We start from the raw sequence: 23,113 nt of genomic DNA, 5'->3' as shown, positions 1-23,113 counted from the left end.
GGGAGGCGATGCCGATGAACGCAAGAACGACGGCGCCGACCAGCACCCAACAAACGGTCGGATTGCATATCGAACGTCTTGTCGCTTATGCGCTGCGCAACGGTCTCATCGAGCCGCTCGATGCCGATGCCGCGAGAAACGCGCTGCTCGATCTGTTCGGCCTTTCCGAACCGCCCGATCTCACCGGTTCCGCCAACGCCCCTGGCGATTTCTCGGCCGACAGCCTCGTTTCCCTGTTGGAACCGTTGCTGGATGCGGCTGCGGAGATGGGACTCATTCCGGATGATACGGTCACATCCCGCGACTTGTTCGACGCGCGCATTATGGGCCTGCTGTTGCCCAGGCCTTCCGAGACGGCAGCCAGGTTCCGGTCGCTGGTGCGGGAGCGCGGCATTGAAGCCGCAACCGCCTGGTTCTACAAGCTGAATATCGACTCCAACTATATTCGGATGGATCGCATTCGCAAGAACGGCTATTGGCTGCACGCCACCGAGTATGGGGAGTTGGAAATCACCATCAATCTTTCCAAGCCGGAAAAAGATCCGAAAGAAATTGCGCTGCTGAAGACGCTGCCGCAGTCCCATTATCCGAAATGCCTGCTTTGCAAGGAAAACGTCGGCTACGCGGGACGCCTCGACCATCCGGCGCGTCAGAATTTGCGGATTTTGCCGCTGGAGCTGCAAGGGCAGACCTGGTATTTCCAATATTCGCCGTATGTATACTACAACGAGCACAGCATCGTGTTCAGCGGCGAGCACGTTCCGATGCGGATCACCCCGGCAACGTTCAGGCGGCTTTTGGACTTTATCGACCGGATGCCGCACTATTTTATCGGATCTAACGCCGACCTGCCGATCGTGGGCGGCTCGATTTTAAATCACGACCATTTTCAGGCCGGCCGCCACACGTTTCCGATGGAAAAAGCCCCCGTCGACGAATGGGGCGAGCATAACCGCGAGCCCGAAGTGCAGGGCGGTATCGTCAAATGGCCGATGTCGGTGTTGAGGCTTCGCTCCAAGGATCGGGAGGCCCTTCTTCGCGTCGCCGACCAAGTGCTGGCGCAGTGGCGCGAATACAGCGATCCGGAGGCCGAAATCGTGGCCTATACGGGCGACACGCCGCATAATACCATCACTCCGATCGCGCGCCTGAAGGACGGAGCATACGAACTGGATCTCGTGCTGCGGAACAACCGTACGAGCGAAGAGCATCCGTCCGGCATTTTTCATCCGCATCAAGAGCTGCATCACATCAAAAAAGAAAACATCGGCCTGATCGAAGTCATGGGCCTTGCTGTACTTCCGGGACGTCTGCAGCAGGAACTGGCCCAGATTGCCGACATCCTTGCCGGCAGAGCGGCATACGATGAAACGGCGCTGGCCGATTCCGGCCATCCGCTCGCCAAGCATGCCGGCTGGATCGCCGACCTCGTCCGGGTCCACGGCACGTCCCTGTCCTCCGAAGCTGCCGATGCTGTACTGCGCTCGGCTGTCGGAGACAAATTCCGCGACGTGCTGCGCGACTCCGGCGTATTCAAAGACGATGAGAACGGCCGCTTGGCGTTCGCCAAGTTCCTTCGCGGCGTAGGCTTTGCGTAAAGGCCGGCTTTTCAAGGAGCCCCTGCGTGTTCCGGGTTTGTTCGGAGGCGCGGGGGCTCGTCGTATCTCTCGTTCCCGCTCTTTTATTCGATATCCCCTTCGCTCAGGAAAAGGAGATACCGGATCGGATTTCTACATGCAAAATCTCAAAAAGATGCACGAACTTCCCCACGGATGCAAAACCTCCAACGGATGCAAATCCTCCAATGGATGCAAATCCTCCAACGGATGCAAATCCTCCAACGGATGCAAATCCTCCAATGGATGTAAACCCTCCAAAGGATGTAAACCCTCCAAAGGATGCAAATTTTCAAAAGATACGTAAATCTCAAGGATGCAAATCCTCAAAAGATACCTAAATATCAAAAGGTTGCACAAACCTCAAATAGCTGAGCAAAACCTCAAAAGGATATGCAAACCTCGAAGGATACGTAAATATCAAGGATTCGCAGATCTCGAGGGATACCGCAAACATCAAAGGATGTGCAGACTCCAATGGATGCGCAAACATCAAAGAATGCAAAGACCTCGAAGGAAACGCAAACCTCAACAGGATGCCCAGACCTCCAATGGATGCGCAAAACTACGCTTGAGAACCAGGTCACTTCCGAAGCGATGCGGAGTGCAATCCGAAGCTGCGCCTTGGAAATGCAAGGGAACGCAAGATCGATATGACGGTAGGATCGGTAGCGAACGGTACGCAGATGGCGTGCAACGGGTATTTTAGTTGGCTGCTTTAACAAGAACTGCGGCGATTCGCGAAAGTCTGCGTCGGCTTGTTTTGGAGCCTGTCAACCTCGGGTAGGTAATGGCCGGCGTGATCGCGCAATCTCGAAGGAGTTCTTCGAACATCGGTCGGGCTCGACGGTTCCACATATAGCAGAAATGGTCAAGATAAACTTGCAGATGTTTACCCCCAATGCCGCGGAACCGTTTGGCCATCCAGGACTCGGATTCCCAGACAAGTTTGCCCAGCAGCATCTTGAGCTCGCTTCCTTTGTATGCGGGCAGCATAACCACCTGCGCTGTGCGGTCCACATGCTGAGCCAGGAACGAATCCGTCTTGGGAACTCTATACTTTGAGGCGCCGTCCGGAATAGGTTGAACTTTAATTTTTAGCCGGGTAAAACGGTTTTCCCTATCGATCGATGCTCCGGCGAGAAGGGGATGCTCCTGTTTATGCCATTTGGGCGAAGCGCTGATTTTCCGATGATAGATGGCGTTTTTGACGTGTACGATTCCGGTCAGAAGCTGCTTTGCCTCAGCGCGGCTCATCGCGTATCGGAGCTTGTGGCAGATCAGCCATGCCGTTTTGTACGTAACTTTTAAAATCTTGGAGAGTTGGCGCGCGTTGACGCCCTCCGGACGGGAATGAAGATAAATCGCCTGAAACCAAATGCGGAGCGGGGTGCGGCTGCCTTCCATGACCGTTCCGGCAATTAACGAAGTCTGCTTTCGGCAAGCGCGGCATTCATACAGCGGGAGACGGCGCGAGGAAATGACATATGCATGAGGATGTCCGCAGCGCGCGCAGCGAAACCCATCCGGCCATTTGGCGGCGAACAAAGCGTCGATGCAGTCTTCTTCCCTGCCGAACATGCGGCAGAAATCCGCAAAAGCAACCAGGATTTCCATCGTTTTGCCCTCCCGCTATTCCGAACGGAATCATTTTCCATAACAAGTATACCAAACGTATGTTCGCATTTCAAGGGGTTTTCCTTCTTTGATTGTAAAATTGCCAGAAAAAAGAAACAGATCGAAAATTACCTGAGCGAACGGGATATCGAAGCAAGGGAAAGGGGAAGGGCGACCGGCATTCTGAATCGAGGGGATATCGGCGAAAAGGACGAACACGGCGTCATAGGCGTCATAGGCGTCATAGGCGTTATAGGCGTTATAGGCGTCATAAACCTCATAAACCTCATAAACGTCATAAATGTCATAACGTCATAAATGTCATAGATGTCATAGACGTTATATTAGACGGCAAGCATGTCTTGTTGGCTTGTGTTTGACGGCATGTCGAGGGCAAAGAGGACGGAGGGTTCTGAGCGGACGGGACAACCAAAGGCCGAGGCCGAACCGGAAGGAAGGGGGATTTTCTGAGGCGACGGGATATCGAATAAATATCCGAAAAATCGGAAACGGACGGCTTGCCGACCAAAAGAAACGGACGGTCTGCCGATCAAACAAACCGTCCGCGCGGCCGTTCCTGCGGAAAGAGCAAAGAGACGGCAATCTTTACGGAAAGAGCAATGAGGCGGCAGTCCTTACGGGAAGAGCGAAGAGGCGGCCATCCCTAAGGGAAAAGCAAAGAGGCGGCCGTTCTAGCCCCGAAGCTTCCCGAGCTCCGATACTAAAGCTTCGACTTCGCGAATGCTGAAGCGGTCTTTGGACTCGACCATATCGTAAATGTCTTTGATGTCTTCGTAACGGTCGACGCCGAAATGGGAAGCCTGCATCGCCGCGCCCGAGGCCATGCGCAGCTTGGTTTTGATCGCCTCGATCATATACGCGATGTTTTCTTTGGTGGGTTGGGACAAATCCATATTACCTCTTCCTCTCCTTCGTTCTGGCCGATTATCGGATACGGACATTGTACCATTACCGCCCGAGCGGGGCCAGACGCATCGAAAAGTGGCATTGTCCCCCCTATCGTGATAACCTTGTTACAGGTATACAGAACGCATTTTTCAAGGAGTCGCCCTGACCGAATGTCTGAGTTTGCAAATGTTTGGACCGAAATGGCGGACGCCGGCGGACTAAACCGTTTTTTTGCCCGGATTGCCGCGCGGCATGCCAAGGAGGATGTCGTTTTTCTATGCATCGGCACCGATTGTTCGACAGGAGACAGCCTGGGGCCGTTGACGGGCACGATGCTGCGCGAGAAAGGGTTCCCGAATGTCGTCGGTTCGCTTGAAGCTCCCTGCGACGCCGACCGGTTCGCGGAGATGACGGGTTCCATCCCACCGGAGCTGGTTGTGATCGCCATCGACGCCTGCCTTGGAAAACCGGCTCATGTCGGGCGCTTTCGGGTCGCGGACGGTCCGCTGCAGCCGGCGCGTTCGGTCGGAAAGGCGTTGCCGCCTGTAGGCTTATACAGCGTAGCGGCCGTCGTGAATGAAGCCGGTCCCAAGCCCTACTGGACGCTGCAATCGACGTCGCTGCGCAGGGTTATCGGGATGGCGCGGGACATTGCGGAAGCGGCGGCGCGAAATTGGCTGTGATGATGCGATTACGCTGTGATTGCGCAATTACGTAGAGAGGATGTGTTATCGTGATGAAAAAAATGAAGCTTGCCGACGGGCTGACGGTCGCGTACAAAGACGAAGGGCAAGGAGCCCCCGTCGTATTGCTGCACGGTTACTGCGGTAGCAGCCGCTATTGGGACAAGGCTCTGCCGCTGCTGGCGAAGGAAATGCGGATTATCGCGCCCGATGCGAGAGGCCATGGCGATTCCGGCGCGACCGAAGGCGTGTATTCGATGGAACTGCTCGCGGACGACGTCGAAAGGCTGCTCGACGCCCTGCAGCTGCCCAAGGCGTATGTGCTGGGCCATTCGATGGGGGGCTATACGGCGCTGGCCTTCGCCGAGAAGCACCCGGACCGTCTGCTTGGCGTAGGCCTCGTGCATTCGACGGCCTATCCGGATGACGAAGCCGGCAAAGCCGGGCGGCTTAAAGTGGCGGAGCGCGTAGAGAAGGAAGGCGTGCGGCCGTTTATCGACGAGCTGGTTCCGAAGCTGTTCGCTCCGGAGCACAGAAACGCGATGCCGGACGAGCTTGAGGCCGCCAAGCGGATCGGTTACGGCACTTCCGCGCAGGGGGCGATCGGATGCGCGCTCGGCATGCGGGAGCGGCCCGACCGGCGCCATGTGCTGGAGCAGGTCCGCGTGCCCGCCCTGCTTCTGGCCGGGGAAGCGGATGCCGTCGTGCCGCCGGAGAAAAGGTTCCCCGTGGATCGGCCGAACGTGGTCCGTCACGAATTGAAAGCGGCGGGGCATATGAGCATGATGGAAGCGCCGGAAGCGTTCGCGCAGGCGGTCGTCTCTTTTGTCCGGGAAGCGGAAAAAGCGCGTGCGTCCGGCCGGGAGGAGACCGGCGGAAATGTATGATCGGGATTACCTGATGCGGCTCATCAACCAGACGTCGGCCGTGCTCGCCCGTCTTCTGGGGCTGAAGGAGCAGAAGAAGCCGGACGAGGCGCTTGAGGCGATCGACGAGTTTTTAAGCAAAGAGCTGCGGATGCGCTCCAGGCTTGCGCTCGGGCTGTCCGATTCGGATTTGCTCGCCATGCTGTCCGTAGGCGGCGTGCCGAATCCGGAGATGATCGGGACGGTAGCGGTCTTTTTGCAGGAAGAGGGATATTTGCTGTTCGAAACGGGGCGTTTGGACGAAAGTCTGATGCGATATGAGAAAGCGTTGCGGCTTATGATGCACGTCCTGCGCGAGAACGGGCCGATCGACGGGCTCAGGCTTGAGGAGCGCGCGGACGAGCTGGCGGCGAAGCTTGCTCCTTACGAAGTCGCTCCCGCCACGAGAAAAGCGGCGTGGGAGTGGTCGGAGCGCGCCGGAAAGTATGCGGACGCAGAAAATATGCTTTATGAGCTGTACGAGATAAACGCCGTGACTCCGGAAGAAGGCGGCGCCTTCTACGACCGGCTTGAGGCGTTGGATGACGCGTTGCTGGAAAAGGGCGGGCTGCCCCGGGCGGAGCTGAGGGACGGCAAACGACAATGGAGCAAGCTGGCCGGCGAGGCATTGCCAGGCGAGGAATTGTCAGGCGAGGAAGAGGAAAGAGAAAGGGAAAAGGCAGAATGAAAGACGATACGGTAAAGGAAAACCGGCGGAGCGATTCCGCGGACCCGCAGCGGCAGTTGGACTTTTTGCTTCGGGAGGCGGTGGCGGAACAATCGCTGCTCCATGCCACGTTCAGCCAGCCGAGACGCAAGGACGACGCGCAATCGCGCAAGGTGACCGTGCGGCCGATGCTGCTGAAAAGCGGGCTGCGCTACCAGTTCGAGCGGCAAGTCGGAAACAAAGCCTTGCACGAGAACCGGCCTCCGGAGGAGGCGGTAACGGAGATGTTGCGGCTGCTTGCCGAGGACTACCGGCAGGGGCTGATCAAGACACCGCAGGCCGATCTGCAGATATTGGTAAGCAAAAAAGGAAAGACGACGCTTCTCCGCCAGCCTCCGAGCGCCAAAGGGGACCGTCTGACCCCGCCCGGGCACAATCGGACGAAATCGTATTTGCTGCCGGAAGGAGACCCCGTTCCCTTTCTCGTCGAGCTGGGCGTCATGACGCCCGAAGGGCGCGTCGTCAAGGCCAAGTACGATAAATTCCGCCAGATCAACCGGTTCCTGGAGATGGTCGCGGATGTGTCCGTCCATCTGCCGAAGGACAGGGAGATCCGCATTGTCGATTTCGGCTGCGGCAAATCGTACTTGACCTTTGCGCTCTACCATTTGCTTGCCGTCAAAGAAAAGCGCAACGTCCGCATCGTCGGCCTGGACCTGAAAGCGGAGGTCATCGAAGCCTGCTCCCGCCTTGCGGAGCGTCTCGGCTGGGACCGCCTCTCGTTTGCGGTCGGCGATATCGCCCGGTACGAAGGAGAAAACCAAGTCGATATGGTCGTCACGCTGCATGCCTGCGACACCGCGACCGACGCCGCGCTGCTGAAAGCGATTGGCTGGAACGCGCAGGTTATCCTGTCGGTGCCCTGCTGCCAGCACGAATTGTTCGGGCAACTGTCGCAGCCGCTGCTGAAGCCGCTTCTCAAGCACGGCATTCTCAAGGAGCGGTTCGCCTCCTTGGTAACCGACGCCGTGCGGGCGCAACTGCTGGAGCTTGCCGGGTATCGGACGCAGCTGCTGGAATTCATCGATTTGGAGCATACGCCCAAAAACCTGCTGATCCGGGCCGTAAGGCTCGAGAATGCGCCCGGGCGGGATGCGGCGAGGGAGCGGGAGCTGCTGCGGGAGTACGCAGCGTTTCGTGATTTTCTTCATCTATCGCCTTACATGGAAAAGATGGCCGAAGGAAGGCTGGCAGACCGGCTGGCGGAGAAATAAGAAGAATAATAATTTTTGGAAATCAATTTGGAGTTATTGTTGAAAAAATCCAGACTATGGTAGAATAGAGGAATAAAGTCCCATTATTTTGGGAGCAGAAACATGAAAAGGTGAGCCGAATTGGGACTCCTACGGCCTGACTTTGTTCTTTTTGTCTGTTTGTTTGCCATGCTTGTCGGCGTAATTGCGTTTAGCCGCATTACGCGAACGCATAAGGCGTATTTGGCGTTCCATTTTGTGCTGATGCTCTGGCCGTTCGGACAGTTCAGCGCCAGAATGACCGATTTGCTGGAATACAAGATGTTTTACTGCAAGCTGTCCTTCGTCGGCATTGGAATGCTGGGGCCGGGATGGCTCTTCTTCGTGCTGATTTTGACCCAGCTCGCCTCCCGGCTTAACGCTCTTCGGGCAGCGCTTTATATGACGCCGGCTCTGGCCAGCATCGCCGTCATGATCTGGAATCCCGGCAACGCTTTCCTGAATCTGGCAGACGAGCAGGGGGGAAGAGAGTACGGGTTTTTGTTCTGGCTGTTCGTCTTCGTCCAGCTATGCTATCTGTCGGTGACCCTGGTCGTCATGTTTCACTCTTTCCGCCATACCCGTTCCATCCACCAGCGCAAGCAGCTCGGTATCGCCCTGCTCGGAATGTTTATCATGTCGGGTTTTACGGTCGTCGATCTGCTCGTCAACGTGCTGCTGAACAAATGGCTTGCCGTCATCCCCGGTATTACCTCGGCGGGCATTCTTTTTTCTTGCGGCTGCTTTGTTTTGGCAATTTACCGCTACGGCTTGTCCGATACGCTCAGCATGGCCCAGCGGGATATCATCGAGCATATGCCGATGGGCATCGTTGTAGTGGACGAGCACGGCAAGGTCCTGGCCGCCAACAAGGCCGCGGGCCTGTTCGTTCAGGTCAGGCAGGGCGATACGTTCTCGATCGAACAATTCCTTGCTCCCCTGCAGCCCCAAAGCGAAGCGAAAGAATTCCTGTACCGCTACCGCTACCATCCCGCCGAAAAAGCGCAAACCGAGCTGTCGTTCCCGGACGATACGGGAAGGTACATATCGATTCAAATGTCGCCGGTCATCGGTTCCATGAACAGCGTGCTCGGCCGCGTGATCACGTTTCACGAGGTGACGGAGCTGCGGAAGCTGGTCGATGAGATGAACCGCAAAAACGAAGCGCTGCACGAGCGCAATCTGGAGTTGATCACGGTCCAGGAGGAGTTGTTCCGCCTCAACCAGAAGCTGGAGCAGATGGCCATAACCGACAGCCTCACCGGCTGTTACAACCGGCGGTTCCTGATGCAGCAGCTGGAGCATGAGGTTCTGCGGAACATGAGGCACAGAATCCCGTTTTCCATTTTTCTGTTCGATATCGACCATTTCAAGCAGATCAACGACCGGTTCGGCCATCTGGTCGGAGACGAGGTGATTTGCAGGACGGCCGACGCGGTCCGATCGGTGCTTCGCCGGTCCGATATTTTGGCCCGTTACGGGGGAGAAGAGTTTACGATTTATTTGCCGCATACGAATGCCGAGCAGGCGGAGGCGCTGGCGTCGCGGATCATGCAGGCGGTTGAAAACAACGTCATCGAAACGGGGAACATGCAGGTCAAGATCACGATCAGCATGGGCATCGTTTCCGAAGATCCGGCGGAGAGCAAGGAAGACGTGAAGGAATATTTGCGCGACCTCTTCCACCGCGCCGATTCCGCTTTGTACCAGGCCAAGCACGAAGGACGCAACCGGGTCGTCGCCAGCCAGTCCATATAGCGTTTCCATTATTTTCACATGTTCGGAAAATATGATATAGTTGGGGCAGCGGGCAGTCGGCATCCGCAACTTGTGGACTGAAAGGTGGCAGCTTCGTTATGCTTCAGGACGGCCGGACAGCGAGATCGGAGTCGGCGAATCAAGAAAGGGAACTGCTTCCCCTGAAGGTGTTGCTTCATTGTCGGACCGCCGTGGAGAAAGAGAATTTCTTAACCACCGGCGTGATGACGCAGGTCGAAGGCGAATTGTTCGAGATCGAGCTGCATGAGTTCGATCTGTTCGAGCTCGGCGAAACGGTCAAGCTGACCGTCTATTCGCCGGCCGGCATTCATTCCTTTACGTCTATTGTTTTCGCCAAATACGAGGGAGCGATCGCGGTGATTCAGCCCCCGGATCTGCATTTGCGGTTTCAGGAAAGGCGCGAATTTTATCGCGTGGAAGCCAGCGGTATGGCGCGGATCCTGCGCGTGGTGCAAGCGGACGGCACGGTCAAGCTGCTGCCTCGGCCTTTGGAAGCTTCGCTGCGGGACATCAGCCTGGGCGGCGTCGGCATGACGATGCCCGAATCTCCGGAGCTGGCTAAGGCGAAGCGTCTGGGCGCCATTATCGACCTGGGGTTCACGTTCGCCTGCGATTTGGAAATCATGCGATGCGTACGGGAGGACGAAGGGCTGTTTTTCGGGCTGAAGATGAAGGTGCTGGATCACGACAAGCTGCGGCCGCTGCGGGCGTACGTGCTGCGCCAGCAGGTGGAAAAGCACGTGCAGAGCCGTTCCATGGACAGCGGCAAACGGAGCTTTAGCAAATGATATGATGAAACAAGGAAGAAGAATCCGGACGTTGGCGGGCGGATGCGCGATTGCCGCCGTTCTGGGGTTGTCCGCTTGGCGAAGCGGGATGTTTTTCGATGCGGATTTTTACGGTCTGGAAATCGTGCTTATGGTCTGCGCGGCGCTCGCTGCGATTGCCGGAAGGCTGCGGCCGGGGCAGATCCGGACGCCGGCGTGGTCGTTTGCGCCGGCGGGGATGGCCGCCCTGTTCGCTCTGGAACTCGCGCTCGGTCCGGCTACGGTCAAAGGAACGACGGACCTGCTTATCCGTTGGACAACCTATGCGTCCTGGATGGTGCTTCTGGCCTTTTTTTTGATACCGAACGAAGATAACAGAAAGGCCGGCTGGCGTGCATGGCACGCCGTCGGTCTATTTGTCGTGGGCGGAGGCTTGGCCGGCTGGCTCGGCTTCGTCGGCGATCCCCGGCTGGTGTTCAGATCAGGAGATTTAGCGCTTGCGGCGACGGGAGCGAGGCTGGCCGGATATTTGGAATATCCGAACGCGTTCGGCGCGGCTGCGGCGGCCTGGGTGCTGGCGCAATGGCAGCTTCTGCTGCACGGAAGGCGGGCGGAGATCGTATTCGCGGCGCTGACGCTGGTGCCGTATACGACCGCGCTGCTTTTGACCGAATCGCGGGGCGCGTTGCTGGCGCTGGCTTTCGGATTTGCGCTGGCCCTCATGCTGCAGCGGCGCGAACGCCTCGGCATGGGCCTTGCCGCCGCGGGGGCGGCGATTGGCTTGTCCGCATGGGTTGCGAGGGCGGCATTTGCCGCGATGCTGGACGGCCATCCGGGGACGGCCGTATGGCCGCTTGCGGCCGCGACCTTGGCGGGAGCGTTGGCGCTGCTGGCGCTGCGCGGCCGCTTTCCGGCGGTGCGGGCAGGTCGGGCCGGACGGATCGCGGCGGCGCTGACGACGGTGCCCGGAGGCGCCGCGGCGCTGGCGGCGGGCCTTGCGGCCGCGTATGCCGCGCTGGTCGGCGGCGGCTCGGCCGATGCCCGCGTCGGCGGGCAATTCGAAACGGCCGTGTCCAGAATCGCGTTTTATACGGACGCGCTCCGCATGTTCGCCGATCACCCGCTGCTCGGCGCGGGCGGAAAAAGCTGGCGGATGCTGGTGGGCTTGTACCGGCAAAAGCCTTATATCGGCAATGAGGTGCACAGCGGGTATTTGGACATATTGCTCGACGTGGGACTGATCGGACTTCTGCTGCTGCTCGGCATGCTTCTGTGGTGCGCGCTCAGGCTTCGGAAAAGGGCGGACCAAGCGTGGGGTCCGGCGGCGGTGCTGCTGGCCCATTCGGCGATCGATTTCGACTGGTCGTACGGCTTTATGTGGCTGATGCTCATCGCCTGGCTGGCGCTGCATCTGGCGGCGGCGGAGGCGGATCGGGCCTCCGCGTCAGTCGGGGCGTTCGCGGCAGCGGACGCGAACGCGGAAGGCGCCCCGCGGCGCGCCGTCCGGCGCCGCGGGGCGCTGCACCGCATAGCGGGGCTGCTGCCCGCCGCTATGCTGCTCGGCTGCGCCGCGGCGGCTTTGCCCGTCGCCTGGCACAGCCTGGCCGCGGCTCGCGCGTACGCCGACGCGCCGGCCGCGGCCGGTCCCGCGCGCGAAGCGAAGCTGCGCGCGGCGCTCCAGGCGAATCCGGCGTACACCCGGATTCGCCTGGAGCTTGCCCCTCTCCTGCCTCCGCAGGAGAGGGTGGAGCTGCTGGCGGCGGGGTTGCGGTACGAACCGCACTCGCCGCCGCTGGCCCTGGCGCTCGGCATGGCCTATGCCGAGCTTGGGGACGCAGCCCGCGCGCGCGGCTATCTGCGCGAGGGGCTGCGACTGAACCGCTTCGACCGCGACGCCCAGAACGCCGCGATCGCCCGCATGGCCCGGCTTGCCGAACGGCTGTCGGACGCCGGGGCGGAGTCCGCGGCCCGCGAAGCCGCCGAGGCCGCGGTGGAATTTTTCGAGCGGTACCGGGAGCTGTACCGGCGCGTGTACGCAGGCGGGAACAATCCATGGGACGCCAAGCGCGACAACCTGTTCTCGGGCGCCAAGGGCAACGCCGCCAAGGCGATGCTGCGGATTGGCCGGACCCAAGAGGCGCAGGACGTGCTGCGCGAAGTCGCGGAGGAGGAAAACGGGGACTGGAGGGAAGAAGCGAGGGAGCTGCTCCGCCGGCTGGACGAAGCGAACCGCCCGGGCGGCTAAGCGGCAATAAGCGTTAAAAGGCCAAGGGGGCTGGTCTTTGACGGGAGCATGTCCGCCGGTTTTGGCATACATTGGATCAGAAAACCCGAAAGGAGTGAGATCCAATGGCCGCCAAGCAACCCTCTCCCCCAAAAGCCGATCCCAAGCGTTCGAAAGTGTCGAAACGCGGCGCGCAAAGCCCCAAGCGGCAGACGAACGATCCGATACTCGGCCGTTTAACCGTCGTATGGGTTCAGCCGAGCGGGCTTCCGCTCAATACGACCGGTTTTAGGGCCCGCCTTTTCCGCAACGACGCATCCGTCAGCACCGCCTCCTTCGACAGCTTCGGGGTAGCCCGCTTCAGCAAGATCAGAACGCTTACGAACGTAAGCTATACGCTGCGCGTATTTGACAGCAACGGCGTCCTGTTCCGGACCCGCACGATTCCGGCCGGCGTCGAGACGTACACCATTATCGGCTGATTGATCTTTCCTCCGGTCATTTTGCCGGTCTTTTCGCCGACCGGACCGTTTTATGGAACGCTTAAAGGCCTTTCCCGTAAACAAAAGCGGAAAGGCCTTTTTCAACGCGTGTCCGTTCGCGTATACTTAGGGCGTAGGTCGTGTACATAAGCCGAGATGGGAGAGATCAGAATGAGCGATATGCTGGTGCCGCTGTACAAATTGCCCGAACATCGGTCTTTATTGCAAAAGCTGTCCGAAGGAGGCATCGACGTTCGACGGGCGATCGCGCCCGAAAAACACAAAGTGGCCGGTTGGGTTCGCGAACATTTTAACGAACGGTGGGCCGACGAATGCGAGGTCGCATTCGCCCACATCCCCGTTGGCTGCTGGATCGCCGTGGAGAAGGGCGAGTTGATCGGCTTCGCCTGCTACGACTCCACTTGCCGGGGATTTTTCGGACCGACCGGCGTATCGGAGGCGGCCAGAGGCAAAGGGGTCGGCAAAGGGCTGCTGCTTGCCTGTCTGCACGCGATGCATGCGGAAGGTTACGGTTACGCGGTCATCGGGGGCGTAGGGCCGAAGGAATTTTACGCGAACGCGGCCGGCGCGATCGAAATTCCGGACTCCACTCCGGGCATTTATAAAGGCATCCTCTGACCGGCATGTAACCGGCTTGCACGAAAAAACGCACCGTCAGGCGGGGGACCCGTCTTCTCCCGCCCGACGGCTTCGGATTTTACCCGCCGAACGCGTCGCGGAACGCCGCAGCCAGCCTGGCGCGGTCGACGTTCCAGAGGGCGGCGATTTCCCCGCTCAGTTCCTTTTCCCACCAATCCGCCAGCTTTTTGCGGTCGTTGCGGTTTTCGTGCACCCATAGCAAATGCTCGATGACCCGGCGCGAATACACCTCTTCGGCCCGTTTTACAAGCTCGGGAGGGACGTAAAGCTTCAGCCTTTTGGCCGTGCGATACAATTCCTTGGAGCAGGCCCGGCGGATGCTGCGCGGGGTCGGCAGCGAGGCGGCGTGCTTTTCATGACCGGTTTTCAAACGGCATCCTCTCCTGCCTACAGGCTATGCGGGAGAAGGCGGGAGTGTTACTGCACGACGATGTAGCCGACCATCGGCACGCCGTTAGCCGGATCGTTGTGCGTCGTGCAAACGATCGGATAAATGCCGGCCGCTTCCGGCGTAAACCGGATGACGGTCGTCTTGCCCTTTTGCACCTCGCCGCTGAGATTCAGCCCTTCGATGACGAAGGGATGCGATTGCCCGTTTACGCCGGTAATGCGCAGCTCGACGGGAATGCCTTTCTTGACGACGACGGTGCCCGGACTGAAAACATACGATTCGATCTCTTTGCCGCTTGAGGACGTCGATCTGAATTCCCCCGTAACGATATTTCGGACCTGGGGTTCCTGGGAGACTGGGGCAGATGCGGCTTTCGTTTGATGCCAGCCCACGTAAGCGCCCGCCACAATCACCGCCGCCGCCAGCAGGATGTACCACTGAATTCTTTTTTTGCTGATGAATACGACTTTGCTCATTTTCCGCTCTCTCCTCTACATGTTGGTCCTTCGGATGTGGATCCTTGGGCTACTCGTCCTATCGAAAGTCTATGCGCCTGCCCGTCCGGGCATGACAAGCCGATCGCGCCGGGCGCGGCGGGCAGCCGGGCTCGCGGGATTTGGAAGAAAACCGGCCGTGTGCTAGAATAGGAACCGTTGAACGCTGGCCGCAAATCTGGAATAGAAAGCAGGTTGTTTGTTCATGATGGATACGATTCACCAGTGGCTGTCCCAACTGCTTCAGTGGATCGAGAGCCTCGGTTATTTCGGCATTATCATCGGTCTTGCCATCGAAGTCATTCCGAGCGAAATCGTGCTGGCTTACGGCGGCTATCTGGTGTCCAAGGGAGACATCAGCTTTGCGGTTGCGGTCATTTGCGGCACGATCGGCGCGGTTTTGCAGCAATGGCTGCTGTATGCCATCGGCAGGTACGGCGGCCGGCCTTTTCTGGAAAAGTTCGGGAAGTATTTGCACTTGAAATCCAAACATATCGATCTGGCCGAAAAATGGTTCGAGAAATACGGGCCGATGATCGTGTTCACGGGCCGGTTCGTGCCGGTGATGCGGCAGGTCGTTTCGATTCCGGCGGGAATGGCGCGGATGAAGCTGGGTACGTTTACGTTTTTGACGCTTCTCGCCTCGATCCCGTGGTCGCTGCTGTTCGTCTGGCTCGGCTGGAAGCTGGGCGACCAATGGGAGAACATCGACGAGAAGGCGGCTCCTTACGTTCAACCGGCGATTCTGATCGCGATCGCGCTGCTGATCGTCTATTTTCTCTATCATTATTTGCGCAAAAAGGGCAAATCCGTCTGACGGAAGCCCGGGGCGTTCCGCGGTTGTGGGGCTCCCCGGGCTTTTGCTACAATGAAGTCGTATTCGATTACGGCTGGAAACGGGGGATTGTGGATGAGCGCTTTGCTGGCTGAAAAGCTGAACAAAGGCATTTCGCCGCGCCAGTTCATGGACGGCATGACGAAGAACAAGGAAGCCTTCCTCGAAAACTACGAGAAATTCGAATGGCCGGACGCGGAGCTGCGCGAGTTTTTCGAATCGCTGAACCACCGGGACGATTTGCGCTGCCTGATCATTTCCGCCGATTGGTGCGGAGACGCGCTGCGCAGCGTTCCCGTCGTATTCAGGGCGACGGAAGCGGGCGGCATTCCGACCGAAGTGTTTATCATCGAGCAGCACCTTGACTTGATCGACCAGCATTTGACGCTTGGCGGCCGTTCCATTCCGATCGTGCTGTTCACGGACACCGGCGGCCACCTTCTCGGCAAATGGGGACCGCGTCCGAAGCACGTGCAGGAAGCGATGATCGCGTTCAAGCAGGAGAACCCGGACCGGGAAGCGCCGGATTACCAGGAGAAGCTTGCCGCCGTCCGCCAAGAAATGGTCAAGCGCTACGGCGAAAGAACCGAATACACCCCGGTCATCTTGCGGGAACTGCAAGACATTCTTTCCCGGGTATAAGGAGCGCATATGCTTACGTTTCAACGATTTACGCTCGGTCCGCTGCAGACGAACGCTTACGTTCTCATCGACGCAGGCCGCACAAGAGCCGCCGTCATCGACCCGGGCATGCCGGACCCCGCTCTGCTTCGCCGTCTGGAAGGGCTGACGGTGGAAGCCGTCCTGCTGACGCACGCCCATTTCGATCATATCGGCGGCGTGGACGAGGTGCGCAAACGCTTCGGCTGTCCGGTTTACCTGCACGAAGCCGAGCGGGACTGGCTGACGGACCCCGCGCTTAACGGCTCCCTCCGCTGGAGCGAAGTTACCGCTCCGGTGCGAACGGACCCGCCCGACCGCTTCTTAAAGGACGGCGACAAGCTGGAGCTGCTCGGCGAGACGTTCGAGGTCTATCATACGCCGGGCCATTCCCCCGGAAGCGTCAGCCTGCGCTGCGGGGAGTTCCTGTTCGCGGGGGACGCGCTGTTCCGCCGCTCTGTCGGCCGCACGGACTTGCCTTTCGGCGATTCCGAGACGCTCGTGCGCTCGATACGCGACAAGCTGTACGCCTTGCCGGATTCGCTGATCGTCCTCCCGGGGCACGGCCCGGAGACGACGATCGGGGAAGAGCGGACCGGCAATCCATATGTCCGGCTAGAAAAATAATCCTTTACTTACAATCATTCATCTGTTATATTGACCTTAACAAGCAATCTCATAAGCGATGGCCTGCGAAGAACGCAGACGTACGAGAGCTTAAGGCTCTCTTCGTCCGCGTTCTTTTTTCGTTTTCGCAGGTTTCGCTGAATTCGTTGAATAAGGAGGTCTCGCGTGAACCGCAAACGGCAAATCGCCATCAGTTTGTCAGCCGCGTTGTTGTCGGGAGTCGTTGTGTACGGCGTTTATCTGCTTCAATTGAGGCAGATCCGGCTGGAGGAGACGGTGCAGGTGGTCGCTCCGAAGCAGTTCGTTCCGGCCGGATCGACGCTCGAGAGAGGCATGCTGACCGAAGTTTCCTTGCCCAGAAGCGCCGTAACGAAAAACATGGTTACGCGGGCGGCGGACGTCGTCGGCATGCAGACGCATGCGCCGCTCGGCACGCTGGAGCCGATTCTGGATTGGAAGGTCGACCGCTACCCGCTGCTGCCGCGTCCGGGAGAGGCGACGTTTCAGATTCCGCGCGAATACGTCAAGTCGGTCTCGAACGGCATCCGGGCGGGAGACCGGGTTCTCGTCTACGTTTCGTCTTCGGAGGGGACCTCCCGGAAATTGTTCGGCTCGCCCGTCGTCGTCGCGTCGGTCAAGACGTCGAGCAACGCGGAAATCGACGACCCGAAAAATTCGAACCTGATGTCGCTCGCGGAAGGCGACAAGGAGCGGATGTACGCGTCGAGACGGGATGCAAACGGCAGCATCGATTCGGTGAACTTGAATCTGACCGAAGCGCAATGGCTCGCGTTGGACGAGTCGTGCAAGGACGGAAGCGCCAAGCTGATCATCGCGTTTGACGCTTCGACGTTCGGAGAACTCGGGAAGGAGGATCGGCCATGACGGAGAAACCGGGGCGGCTCGTGGCGTTCGCGGGCTCGACGCCCAACATCGGGACGACGCTCACCGCCTTTGGCACGGCTTACCGCATCGCGACGGTAACCGGCAAGCGCGTCGGATTTCTGTGCCTGAATTTGAAGAGCGCCAAGACGCACCTGTACTTGGGCATAGACCGGCCCGAAATGACGCTGGACGGACTCCGGCCGGAGCTTCGCGCCGGCACCTTGACCGGGACGAAGCTGCGCCAGTACGCGTTTTCCCCCTCGCGGCTGAACGGCCTGCACGTGCTGTTCGGCAATATGGCCAGGGATCAGGCGGAGTATTACGATCCGCAGCAGATCGGCCGGCTTCTCGCGGCGGCCAGGGAGGCGTTCGACTTGACGGTCGCGGACGTGAGCGCCTATTGGGACAACGCCGCCACCGTCTGCGCGATGCGGGAAGCGGATTTGCGCATGCTGGTGACGACGCCGAATCTGACGCATTTTCAGGAGGATGTGCGGCGGTGGGCCGGCCAGGTGGGCACTCAATTCGGCATTTCGAAGGAGGGGTACAGATTGGTTGTATTGGGAGGACAACCGAATTCGGGAGGTTACGGGATGAAAGAAATCCGCAAAGAAACGGGAGCTGTCGAGTTTTCGGAGCTTCGTTTGAAGGAGAGCGTCCATTTGCAGTTGGACAGCGGACGGCTGGACGAATGGCTGGCGGCGGAAGAGAGGAACGCGGCCGCTTTTGACGCCGTGGCGGAGCCGCTGCTGAAGCAGCTCAATTGGGCGGAGCGGCTGAAGCGGACGGAGCGCCCCTGGGTGCGCCGGCTGCTCATGCACAGGAGCAAAAGCCGATGAGTCAGGCGGTTCAAGGGGAGACGCGGTTCTCCGCTTCGGCGTACGCAGCGGAGCTGAAGGCGGGGACGGACGAAGGCCGGGGACTTGCCGCGGCGCCGGCCGCCGGCGGTCCGAACGATCTTCTCGCGCTGACGGAGGAGGTGCGCCATATGCTGGCGCTGCCGAGAGGCTGGAGCGAGGAGGAGCGCAAGCAGTATGCGGAGAAGCTCAACCGCGCCGTCATCGGTTTTCCCCAGGAGCGGTCGGAGCTGCTGGCGATCATATCCGACTGGATCATCAAGAAGCGGCTGCAGCATGCGCCGGTAGCCAAGCGGCCCTACGGGACGCTTGCGGAAGCGCTGTTCGCGGAGGTCATCGGGCTCAATGTGCTGGAGCTTGTGCTTCGCAATCGCGAGGGGCTGGAGGAGGTGCAGGTGGTCGGCACCCGCATTTTCGAGGTGCGCGACGGCAAGGCGGTCGCTTCGCCTTACCGGTTCGATCACGTAAGCCAGGTGGAGCGCATCCAGCAAAACCTCGTGCTGTTCAACAACGACCGCATCAGCCCGCGCAAACGATGGGCCGAAGTGCTGCTGCTCGACGGTTCGCGCGTGACGATGACCGGGTTCGGCTTTACGGCGCAGCCGACGCTGACCATCCGCTTCTACAACGTGCGGAGGTTCGACCTGGAGACGCTGAGCCGGCCCGAGTACGGCACCATCGACGACACCATTTGCAGATTGCTGCGCGTGTTGATCGCTGCGCGCTTCAACATGGTCGTCATCGGCGCGACCAATACCGGCAAAACGCATTTCATCAAGGCGCTCATCGCGGCCATGCCGGACGAGGAGCGGATCGTGACGATCGAGGGGCGCTTCGAGCTGAGACTGCAGCGGGATTTTCCCGACAAGAACGTCATCGAGTACGAGGCGGAGGAGGATGATCCCGCGCACGGCCCGCGCCAAGCGTTCAAGCTGGCGCTGAGGCAGTCGCCGCAGCGGATATGCCATGCCGAGATTCGCGACGAGGATGCCAACATCTACGTTCGCGCCTGCACCCGGGGACACGAAGGCAGCATTACCTCCGTCCACGCGAACAGCCTGGAGGATGTGCCGGAGGCGATTACCGACATGTGCATGCTGGACGGGAGAGGGATGAATCCGGTTCGGCTGACGAAGCGGATCGCCGAATACGTGACGCAGATCGGATTCGAGATGCGCATGGTTCACGGCAAGCGCAAACTCGTCCGGATCGGGGAGTTCGGCACCGAAGCCGGGGAAGTCGTGGTGCGGGATTTGGTCGTCTACGACGAGGACGCCCGCCGCTGGCGGTACCCGCTGAATTTCTCCCCGAAGGCGTGGGAGCGGATTCGCCGGGCGGATGCGTCCGGCTGCGCCTGGCTGCGCGAGGTGCAAGGGGGGAGCGGAGGATGAAGGCGATTCTCGCGATTCTGGTAGCCGTTTTGTTCGCGCTTTTCTTCGTGGCCATTCGCACGGGGCTGGAATGGGGAATCGACCGGAGCGCGCGCAGGCGCAGGCTGCGTATCGGGCGGGAACGGCGGGAGCCGGCTTTCATTCGGGTTGAGGCGTTGCGGAAGCTCCGCGACTGGAAGCCATACGGGCATATAGCGGACGTGATCGCCGCGGTCGGTGTGCGGATGACGCCGGAGGCGTTCGCCGTCGTTTCGCTGCTCCTGGGAGCGGCCGGCGCGGCGCTCGGGGCGCTGCTTTTTCCGTCGTTCCGTTCCGTTTTATTGCTCGCCCTCATGCTCGGGCTTATCCCTTACTGCTGGCTCCGGATTCGCCTGGTGAACCGGCAGATGGCGACGCGGCTTGAATTTTTGCCTGCGATGGAACTGTTTTACCAATGCTATCTCGTCACGGGAAGGCGCCATATCCGGACCGCCCTGCAAAAGACGGTGGAAGAGCGGAGGCTCCCGGGCGAAGTGCAGGCGGTGTTCGAGCAGTTGTACCGGCATTTGTGCGTGGGCGGCGACGACGAAGAAAGCCTGCGGCGGTTCGCGCTGTCGGTCGGCAATGTTTGGGCGGATTATTTTTGCAGCATCGTCAAGGTGGCGCTGACCGAGGGGAACGACGTGTCGGACAACTTGCGGGAACTGGTCGACGACATGCGCAAGACGCGTCTCGAAGACCAGGCGGAGCGAAACAAGCTGCTGGAAATCCGGATCGCGAATTTTACGCCGGCGCTGTTTCTCCTGCTGTTTCTCGGCATCAATTTCCGCATGAATCCGGAGAGCAGCTATTTGTATTATGTGGCGGATCCCGCCGGCAGAAGCATGCTGCTGCAGGCGGTCGCGATGATGTTCGGCTCGTTTCTGATGGGCTTGTATCTGTCGCGCCGCCGGCTGTAGCGGGGTCCGGACGGAAGGCCGCGTTCGGAATCCCTGGAGAATCCATCGAACGAAAGGGGAGAGGCCGACTGGATTTCGGAACGGGGTTGTTCGGCGTTGTCGTATGGGTGGTCCAATTTGCGCTTGCCGCGATCGGCTTTTCGGCTTTGCTCCGGGTTTTGTTTTGGCGGCGGCCGCGGTGGCGCGTATCGTGGCGGACGTGGAAGCGCTGGAGCCCGCCGCTCTGGTGGCTCAAGCTGACGGGATGCGACAGGGAAAGCCCGGCGCTTCAGGAGAGAAGGGTGCTGCTGGCGGGGTGCGGCATCCGCTTCGATCCGGCCGTTTATTTGGCGGCTAGACGAAGCCTGCTGACGGTTTTGCCGGCCGCGGGCGCCGGCATCCGGATGCTGGGGGACCTGGCGCCGATTCCCGGGCGGATCGGGTGGAACGCGCTCGTCGCGGTCGGCCTGCTGTTTCTGCTTGCGGCATACGACCGTCCGTTGCTGGCCGCCGCGAAGCGTTACCGCACCGACCGCATCCGGAGCGAGCTTGTTGCCATTAGCAGCCAGTTGCTCTATTATGCGGGCTCCCGGCTTCATCTTCACGGGAAGCTGATGCGGTGCATGCCCTACGCCCGTCTCATCCGCGGCGAACTGCATATGCTGCTCAACGAATGGTACCACGATGCCGACGCCGCGCTGGTCCGCTTCAAGGACCGCCTCGGCACGAGCGAAGCCTACGGGTTTGCGGAGACGATCCGGTCGCTGCGGCTCGGGGAAAGCGAGGAAATCTATCATTTACTCCGGGAGATGGTAAGGGAGTACAAGGCGAAAATCGAGATGGCCAGGGCGGGGCGCAAGGAGACCGCCTCCTACGGCTTGTTTGTGCTGGCCGGCATCCCGATCCTGTACACGTTTCAGATTTTTTTGTACCCGTGGGTGCAGGAAGCCCAGAAGCTGTTCGACGCGCTCAGTTCGTAGCGCAATGGCCGGCATCCGGCCTGCAGTTCACGGAAAGGGGGTGGGCGCGTGAGGAACATCCTGATTACGGTGATGATGTTAATTGTGGTCGCTTTGATGTTTACGGAAATCATCGCGAAGGACGGGACGGGAACGAGAGACCGGATTGAAACGCAAGGCAATACGACCAATACGGCGATCGGTTCGTTGGCGCCTTAAGGCGCGTCCCGTAACGGCTATTTGGGAAAGGAGAGTCGGACGTTGAGGCAAATCTTGATGACGACGCTGCTGATTTTGACCGTGGTTGCCATCTACATGGGGGTCGTTGACGGTAGCGAAGGAACGGGAGAACGGATCCGATCTTCCGGGGATACGATGGCCGATGGAATCTCCCGGATCAGCCCGTGAAGCAGCTGCTCGTATTCATATTGTTTGCGGCCATGTTCTGCTGGCTCATGTTTTCTCCCGTATACAAGCACGTGCTGGTCATTCGCCAGGCGCTGCTGCAGCAGGAGGTCGACTATTTGCTGGAAGTGGGCGCAAGCGGCCGTTACGGCTATATCGGCGAGGCGATGGTGGCCGAATCCCGGGAGCGTCTGTCCGGTTACGGCTTTCAGCCGGGAAAGCTGGAATACGACATTTCTTCCACCGAGGGAACGGGGGGAACCGACGCTTCCATGCCGTTGCCCAGGGGCGTCGGGCTGAAGCTTACGATCCGGTATCCGTACGAGCAGCTGCTGAACATCGACCGGCTGATCGGCGTCGAGCCCCCGGATGCCCATTCCCGGATGGCGGCATCGGGAATGAAAATGAGCGAGTACGTGCCGTAGACATGGGCTGCGCGGCAGCCGCCTCGCCGCGGCGGATCGCTTTGCGCAAGCCGGTTGCGGAGGAGCCGTATGCACAAGCTGGTCTTCGGCGTGCTGATGATCGTGATCTGGTGGATGCTGCATGCGATGCAGATCGACGAAGAAATCGCCATCGGCACGCTGTACGAAGGAAAACGCGCGATTAACCGGGCCGCCCACGCGGCAGCCCAGCAATTGGACCGGAATAAGCTGGAACAGGGGATCGTCTCGATCGACGAGGCGAAGGCTTCGGCAGCCGCCCTTTCGTATTTGCAGGCCAACCTGCGGCTGCAAGAAGATCTTGCGCCGCAGCCGGGCAGCCTGCTCCGCGATCCGGTCGAAATTCGGGTATTCCGGATCATTAATGAAGATGTTCAATTTCCGTACACCTATATCAACACGGAGTACGATTTTCAAGTGACGTTGGACCGCCCCGGCGTCGTGCTGATCGCGCACATGGCGTATCCCAGGCTGTTCCGCGCGCTGCCTCCGATCGAATGGGAATTGAAAGGGGCGGCCGAGCTCGTTTTCTAGCATCCGAACGGGGGCGTTGCCGTGCGTCACGAAATTTTCGGTCCGGCCGAAATCGGCCGGATTTTTTGTTGTCCGCCGGGCTGCGCGCGACATGATTGACGTAAAAACGGCTGC

General features: G+C 59.7%; 27 protein-coding genes. 23 read left to right on the top strand and 4 right to left on the bottom strand.

Annotated features, from left to right (window positions below):
* The first annotated feature begins 14 nt into the window (after positions 1–14).
* Both F560_RS0113260 and F560_RS25600 read left to right on the top strand, forming a co-directional pair.
* Complete coding sequence (locus tag F560_RS0113260; protein ID WP_019006221.1) at positions 15–1,598, top strand: UDP-glucose--hexose-1-phosphate uridylyltransferase; 1,584 nt, start codon at positions 15–17, stop codon at positions 1,596–1,598.
* A 26-nt stretch (positions 1,599–1,624) separates the two neighbouring features.
* On the top strand, positions 1,625–1,957 hold the full coding sequence (locus F560_RS25600) for a hypothetical protein (protein ID WP_156828989.1): 333 nt from the start codon (positions 1,625–1,627) through the stop codon (positions 1,955–1,957).
* Positions 1,958–2,321: 364 nt separating this feature from the next.
* On the opposite strand, the gene F560_RS23285 is transcribed toward F560_RS25600, so the two are convergent.
* On the bottom strand, positions 2,322–3,233 hold the full coding sequence (locus F560_RS23285; protein WP_019006219.1) for a transposase: 912 nt from the start codon (positions 3,231–3,233) through the stop codon (positions 2,322–2,324).
* Positions 3,234–3,925: 692 nt separating this feature from the next.
* Positions 3,926–4,147 carry a DUF1128 domain-containing protein gene (locus tag F560_RS0113245; protein ID WP_019006218.1) on the bottom strand — a complete coding sequence of 74 codons (222 nt, stop codon included), beginning with the start codon at positions 4,145–4,147 and terminating at the stop codon, positions 3,926–3,928.
* A 165-nt stretch (positions 4,148–4,312) separates the two neighbouring features.
* Between F560_RS0113245 and yyaC the strand changes: the two genes are divergently transcribed.
* The 9 genes from yyaC (at position 4,313) to F560_RS0113200 (ending at position 13,580) form a co-directional block, all read left to right on the top strand.
* On the top strand, positions 4,313–4,825 hold the full coding sequence (gene yyaC / locus F560_RS0113240) for a spore protease YyaC (RefSeq protein ID WP_019006217.1): 513 nt from the start codon (positions 4,313–4,315) through the stop codon (positions 4,823–4,825).
* Positions 4,826–4,878: 53 nt separating this feature from the next.
* Entirely contained in the window at positions 4,879–5,712 is an 834-nt protein-coding gene (locus F560_RS0113235) for an alpha/beta fold hydrolase (RefSeq protein WP_019006216.1), read from the top strand.
* Positions 5,705–6,418: a DUF6483 family protein gene (locus tag F560_RS0113230; RefSeq protein WP_019006215.1), complete on the top strand. Its 714-nt coding sequence runs from the start codon at positions 5,705–5,707 to the stop codon at positions 6,416–6,418. The genes F560_RS0113235 and F560_RS0113230 overlap by 8 nt, the downstream gene beginning before the upstream one ends.
* A complete protein-coding gene (locus F560_RS0113225; RefSeq protein WP_019006214.1) occupies positions 6,415–7,671 on the top strand; it encodes a class I SAM-dependent methyltransferase in 1,257 nt (418 codons plus the stop codon). Before F560_RS0113230 ends, F560_RS0113225 begins: the two co-directional genes overlap by 4 nt.
* 120 nt (positions 7,672–7,791) lie before the next feature.
* Positions 7,792–9,447: a histidine kinase N-terminal 7TM domain-containing diguanylate cyclase gene (locus F560_RS0113220; RefSeq protein WP_026298266.1), complete on the top strand. Its 1,656-nt coding sequence runs from the start codon at positions 7,792–7,794 to the stop codon at positions 9,445–9,447.
* A 98-nt stretch (positions 9,448–9,545) separates the two neighbouring features.
* A complete protein-coding gene (locus F560_RS0113215) occupies positions 9,546–10,256 on the top strand; it encodes a flagellar brake protein (RefSeq protein ID WP_019006212.1) in 711 nt (236 codons plus the stop codon).
* Between the two features lies 1 nt (position 10,257).
* Positions 10,258–12,480, top strand: a complete 2,223-nt coding sequence (locus F560_RS23280; RefSeq protein WP_019006211.1) for a tetratricopeptide repeat protein — start codon at positions 10,258–10,260, stop codon at positions 12,478–12,480.
* Positions 12,481–12,584: 104 nt separating this feature from the next.
* Positions 12,585–12,941: a hypothetical protein gene (locus F560_RS0113205; protein WP_019006210.1), complete on the top strand. Its 357-nt coding sequence runs from the start codon at positions 12,585–12,587 to the stop codon at positions 12,939–12,941.
* 171 nt (positions 12,942–13,112) lie between these two features.
* Positions 13,113–13,580, top strand: coding sequence for a GNAT family N-acetyltransferase (locus F560_RS0113200; RefSeq protein WP_019006209.1), 468 nt, complete (start codon positions 13,113–13,115; stop codon positions 13,578–13,580).
* 79 nt (positions 13,581–13,659) lie between these two features.
* Here the strand turns inward: F560_RS0113200 and F560_RS0113195 are convergent, their stop codons facing one another.
* Positions 13,660–13,971, bottom strand: a complete 312-nt coding sequence (locus F560_RS0113195; protein ID WP_019006208.1) for a hypothetical protein — start codon at positions 13,969–13,971, stop codon at positions 13,660–13,662.
* A 47-nt stretch (positions 13,972–14,018) separates the two neighbouring features.
* Positions 14,019–14,468, bottom strand: a complete 450-nt coding sequence (locus tag F560_RS0113190; protein ID WP_019006207.1) for a cupredoxin domain-containing protein — start codon at positions 14,466–14,468, stop codon at positions 14,019–14,021.
* Positions 14,469–14,694: 226 nt separating this feature from the next.
* Here F560_RS0113190 and uptA point away from each other — a divergent pair, with 226 nt between their 5' ends.
* The 12 genes from uptA (at position 14,695) to F560_RS0113130 (ending at position 22,999) form a co-directional block, all read left to right on the top strand.
* Positions 14,695–15,303, top strand: a complete 609-nt coding sequence (gene uptA, locus F560_RS0113185) for an undecaprenyl phosphate transporter UptA (RefSeq protein WP_026298265.1) — start codon at positions 14,695–14,697, stop codon at positions 15,301–15,303.
* Positions 15,304–15,396: 93 nt separating this feature from the next.
* Positions 15,397–15,963, top strand: coding sequence for a thioredoxin family protein (locus F560_RS0113180; RefSeq protein ID WP_019006205.1), 567 nt, complete (start codon positions 15,397–15,399; stop codon positions 15,961–15,963).
* A 9-nt stretch (positions 15,964–15,972) separates the two neighbouring features.
* Positions 15,973–16,608, top strand: coding sequence for an MBL fold metallo-hydrolase (locus tag F560_RS0113175; protein ID WP_019006204.1), 636 nt, complete (start codon positions 15,973–15,975; stop codon positions 16,606–16,608).
* Between the two features lie 165 nt (positions 16,609–16,773).
* The gene (locus F560_RS0113170) at positions 16,774–17,493 is read left to right on the top strand and encodes a CpaB family protein (RefSeq protein ID WP_019006203.1); all 720 of its coding nucleotides are present in this window, start codon (positions 16,774–16,776) and stop codon (positions 17,491–17,493) included.
* On the top strand, positions 17,490–18,332 hold the full coding sequence (locus tag F560_RS0113165) for a CpaE/TadZ family protein (protein ID WP_019006202.1): 843 nt from the start codon (positions 17,490–17,492) through the stop codon (positions 18,330–18,332). Before F560_RS0113170 ends, F560_RS0113165 begins: the two co-directional genes overlap by 4 nt.
* A complete protein-coding gene (locus F560_RS0113160) occupies positions 18,329–19,741 on the top strand; it encodes an ATPase, T2SS/T4P/T4SS family (RefSeq protein WP_019006201.1) in 1,413 nt (470 codons plus the stop codon). The genes F560_RS0113165 and F560_RS0113160 overlap by 4 nt, the downstream gene beginning before the upstream one ends.
* Positions 19,738–20,679, top strand: coding sequence for a type II secretion system F family protein (locus tag F560_RS0113155; protein ID WP_019006200.1), 942 nt, complete (start codon positions 19,738–19,740; stop codon positions 20,677–20,679). Before F560_RS0113160 ends, F560_RS0113155 begins: the two co-directional genes overlap by 4 nt.
* 107 nt (positions 20,680–20,786) lie before the next feature.
* Positions 20,787–21,638, top strand: a complete 852-nt coding sequence (locus F560_RS0113150) for a hypothetical protein (protein WP_156828988.1) — start codon at positions 20,787–20,789, stop codon at positions 21,636–21,638.
* Positions 21,639–21,686: 48 nt separating this feature from the next.
* Positions 21,687–21,836, top strand: a complete 150-nt coding sequence (locus tag F560_RS25950; protein ID WP_019006198.1) for a hypothetical protein — start codon at positions 21,687–21,689, stop codon at positions 21,834–21,836.
* 42 nt (positions 21,837–21,878) lie between these two features.
* Positions 21,879–22,025: a hypothetical protein gene (locus F560_RS25595; protein ID WP_019006197.1), complete on the top strand. Its 147-nt coding sequence runs from the start codon at positions 21,879–21,881 to the stop codon at positions 22,023–22,025.
* Complete coding sequence (locus F560_RS0113135) at positions 22,022–22,447, top strand: hypothetical protein (RefSeq protein ID WP_019006196.1); 426 nt, start codon at positions 22,022–22,024, stop codon at positions 22,445–22,447. Before F560_RS25595 ends, F560_RS0113135 begins: the two co-directional genes overlap by 4 nt.
* Positions 22,448–22,516: 69 nt before the next feature.
* Positions 22,517–22,999 (top strand): hypothetical protein, encoded by a 483-nt coding sequence (locus F560_RS0113130; RefSeq protein ID WP_019006195.1) that lies wholly within the window; start codon positions 22,517–22,519, stop codon positions 22,997–22,999.
* Positions 23,000–23,113 lie beyond the last annotated feature (114 nt).

The sequence above is a fragment of the Cohnella laeviribosi DSM 21336 genome, from assembly GCF_000378425.1.
GTDB lineage: Bacteria > Bacillota > Bacilli > Paenibacillales > Paenibacillaceae > Cohnella > Cohnella laeviribosi.
This window is presented reverse-complemented; position numbering and strand designations above follow the sequence as displayed.

Bases quoted from the DNA above. Each gene is read 5' to 3' on its own strand.
- F560_RS0113245 (WP_019006218.1), bottom strand. From the start codon at position 4,147: ATGGATTTGTCCCAACCCACCAAAGAAAACATCGCGTATATGATCGAG.
- F560_RS23280 (WP_019006211.1), top strand. From the start codon at position 10,258: ATGATGAAACAAGGAAGAAGAATCCGGACGTTGGCGGGCGGATGCGCG.
- F560_RS0113175 (WP_019006204.1), top strand. From the start codon at position 15,973: ATGCTTACGTTTCAACGATTTACGCTCGGTCCGCTGCAGACGAACGCT.
- F560_RS0113190 (WP_019006207.1), bottom strand. From the start codon at position 14,468: ATGAGCAAAGTCGTATTCATCAGCAAAAAAAGAATTCAGTGGTACATC.
- F560_RS0113200 (WP_019006209.1), top strand. From the start codon at position 13,113: ATGAGCGATATGCTGGTGCCGCTGTACAAATTGCCCGAACATCGGTCT.
- F560_RS0113215 (WP_019006212.1), top strand. From the start codon at position 9,546: ATGCTTCAGGACGGCCGGACAGCGAGATCGGAGTCGGCGAATCAAGAA.
- F560_RS0113260 (WP_019006221.1), top strand. From the start codon at position 15: ATGAACGCAAGAACGACGGCGCCGACCAGCACCCAACAAACGGTCGGA.
- F560_RS0113130 (WP_019006195.1), top strand. From the start codon at position 22,517: ATGCACAAGCTGGTCTTCGGCGTGCTGATGATCGTGATCTGGTGGATG.
- F560_RS0113235 (WP_019006216.1), top strand. From the start codon at position 4,879: ATGAAAAAAATGAAGCTTGCCGACGGGCTGACGGTCGCGTACAAAGAC.
- F560_RS0113230 (WP_019006215.1), top strand. From the start codon at position 5,705: ATGTATGATCGGGATTACCTGATGCGGCTCATCAACCAGACGTCGGCC.
- F560_RS0113205 (WP_019006210.1), top strand. From the start codon at position 12,585: ATGGCCGCCAAGCAACCCTCTCCCCCAAAAGCCGATCCCAAGCGTTCG.
- uptA (WP_026298265.1), top strand. From the start codon at position 14,695: ATGGATACGATTCACCAGTGGCTGTCCCAACTGCTTCAGTGGATCGAG.
- F560_RS0113225 (WP_019006214.1), top strand. From the start codon at position 6,415: ATGAAAGACGATACGGTAAAGGAAAACCGGCGGAGCGATTCCGCGGAC.
- F560_RS0113165 (WP_019006202.1), top strand. From the start codon at position 17,490: ATGACGGAGAAACCGGGGCGGCTCGTGGCGTTCGCGGGCTCGACGCCC.
- F560_RS0113160 (WP_019006201.1), top strand. From the start codon at position 18,329: ATGAGTCAGGCGGTTCAAGGGGAGACGCGGTTCTCCGCTTCGGCGTAC.
- F560_RS0113180 (WP_019006205.1), top strand. From the start codon at position 15,397: ATGAGCGCTTTGCTGGCTGAAAAGCTGAACAAAGGCATTTCGCCGCGC.
- F560_RS23285 (WP_019006219.1), bottom strand. From the start codon at position 3,233: ATGGAAATCCTGGTTGCTTTTGCGGATTTCTGCCGCATGTTCGGCAGG.
- yyaC (WP_019006217.1), top strand. From the start codon at position 4,313: ATGTCTGAGTTTGCAAATGTTTGGACCGAAATGGCGGACGCCGGCGGA.
- F560_RS0113155 (WP_019006200.1), top strand. From the start codon at position 19,738: ATGAAGGCGATTCTCGCGATTCTGGTAGCCGTTTTGTTCGCGCTTTTC.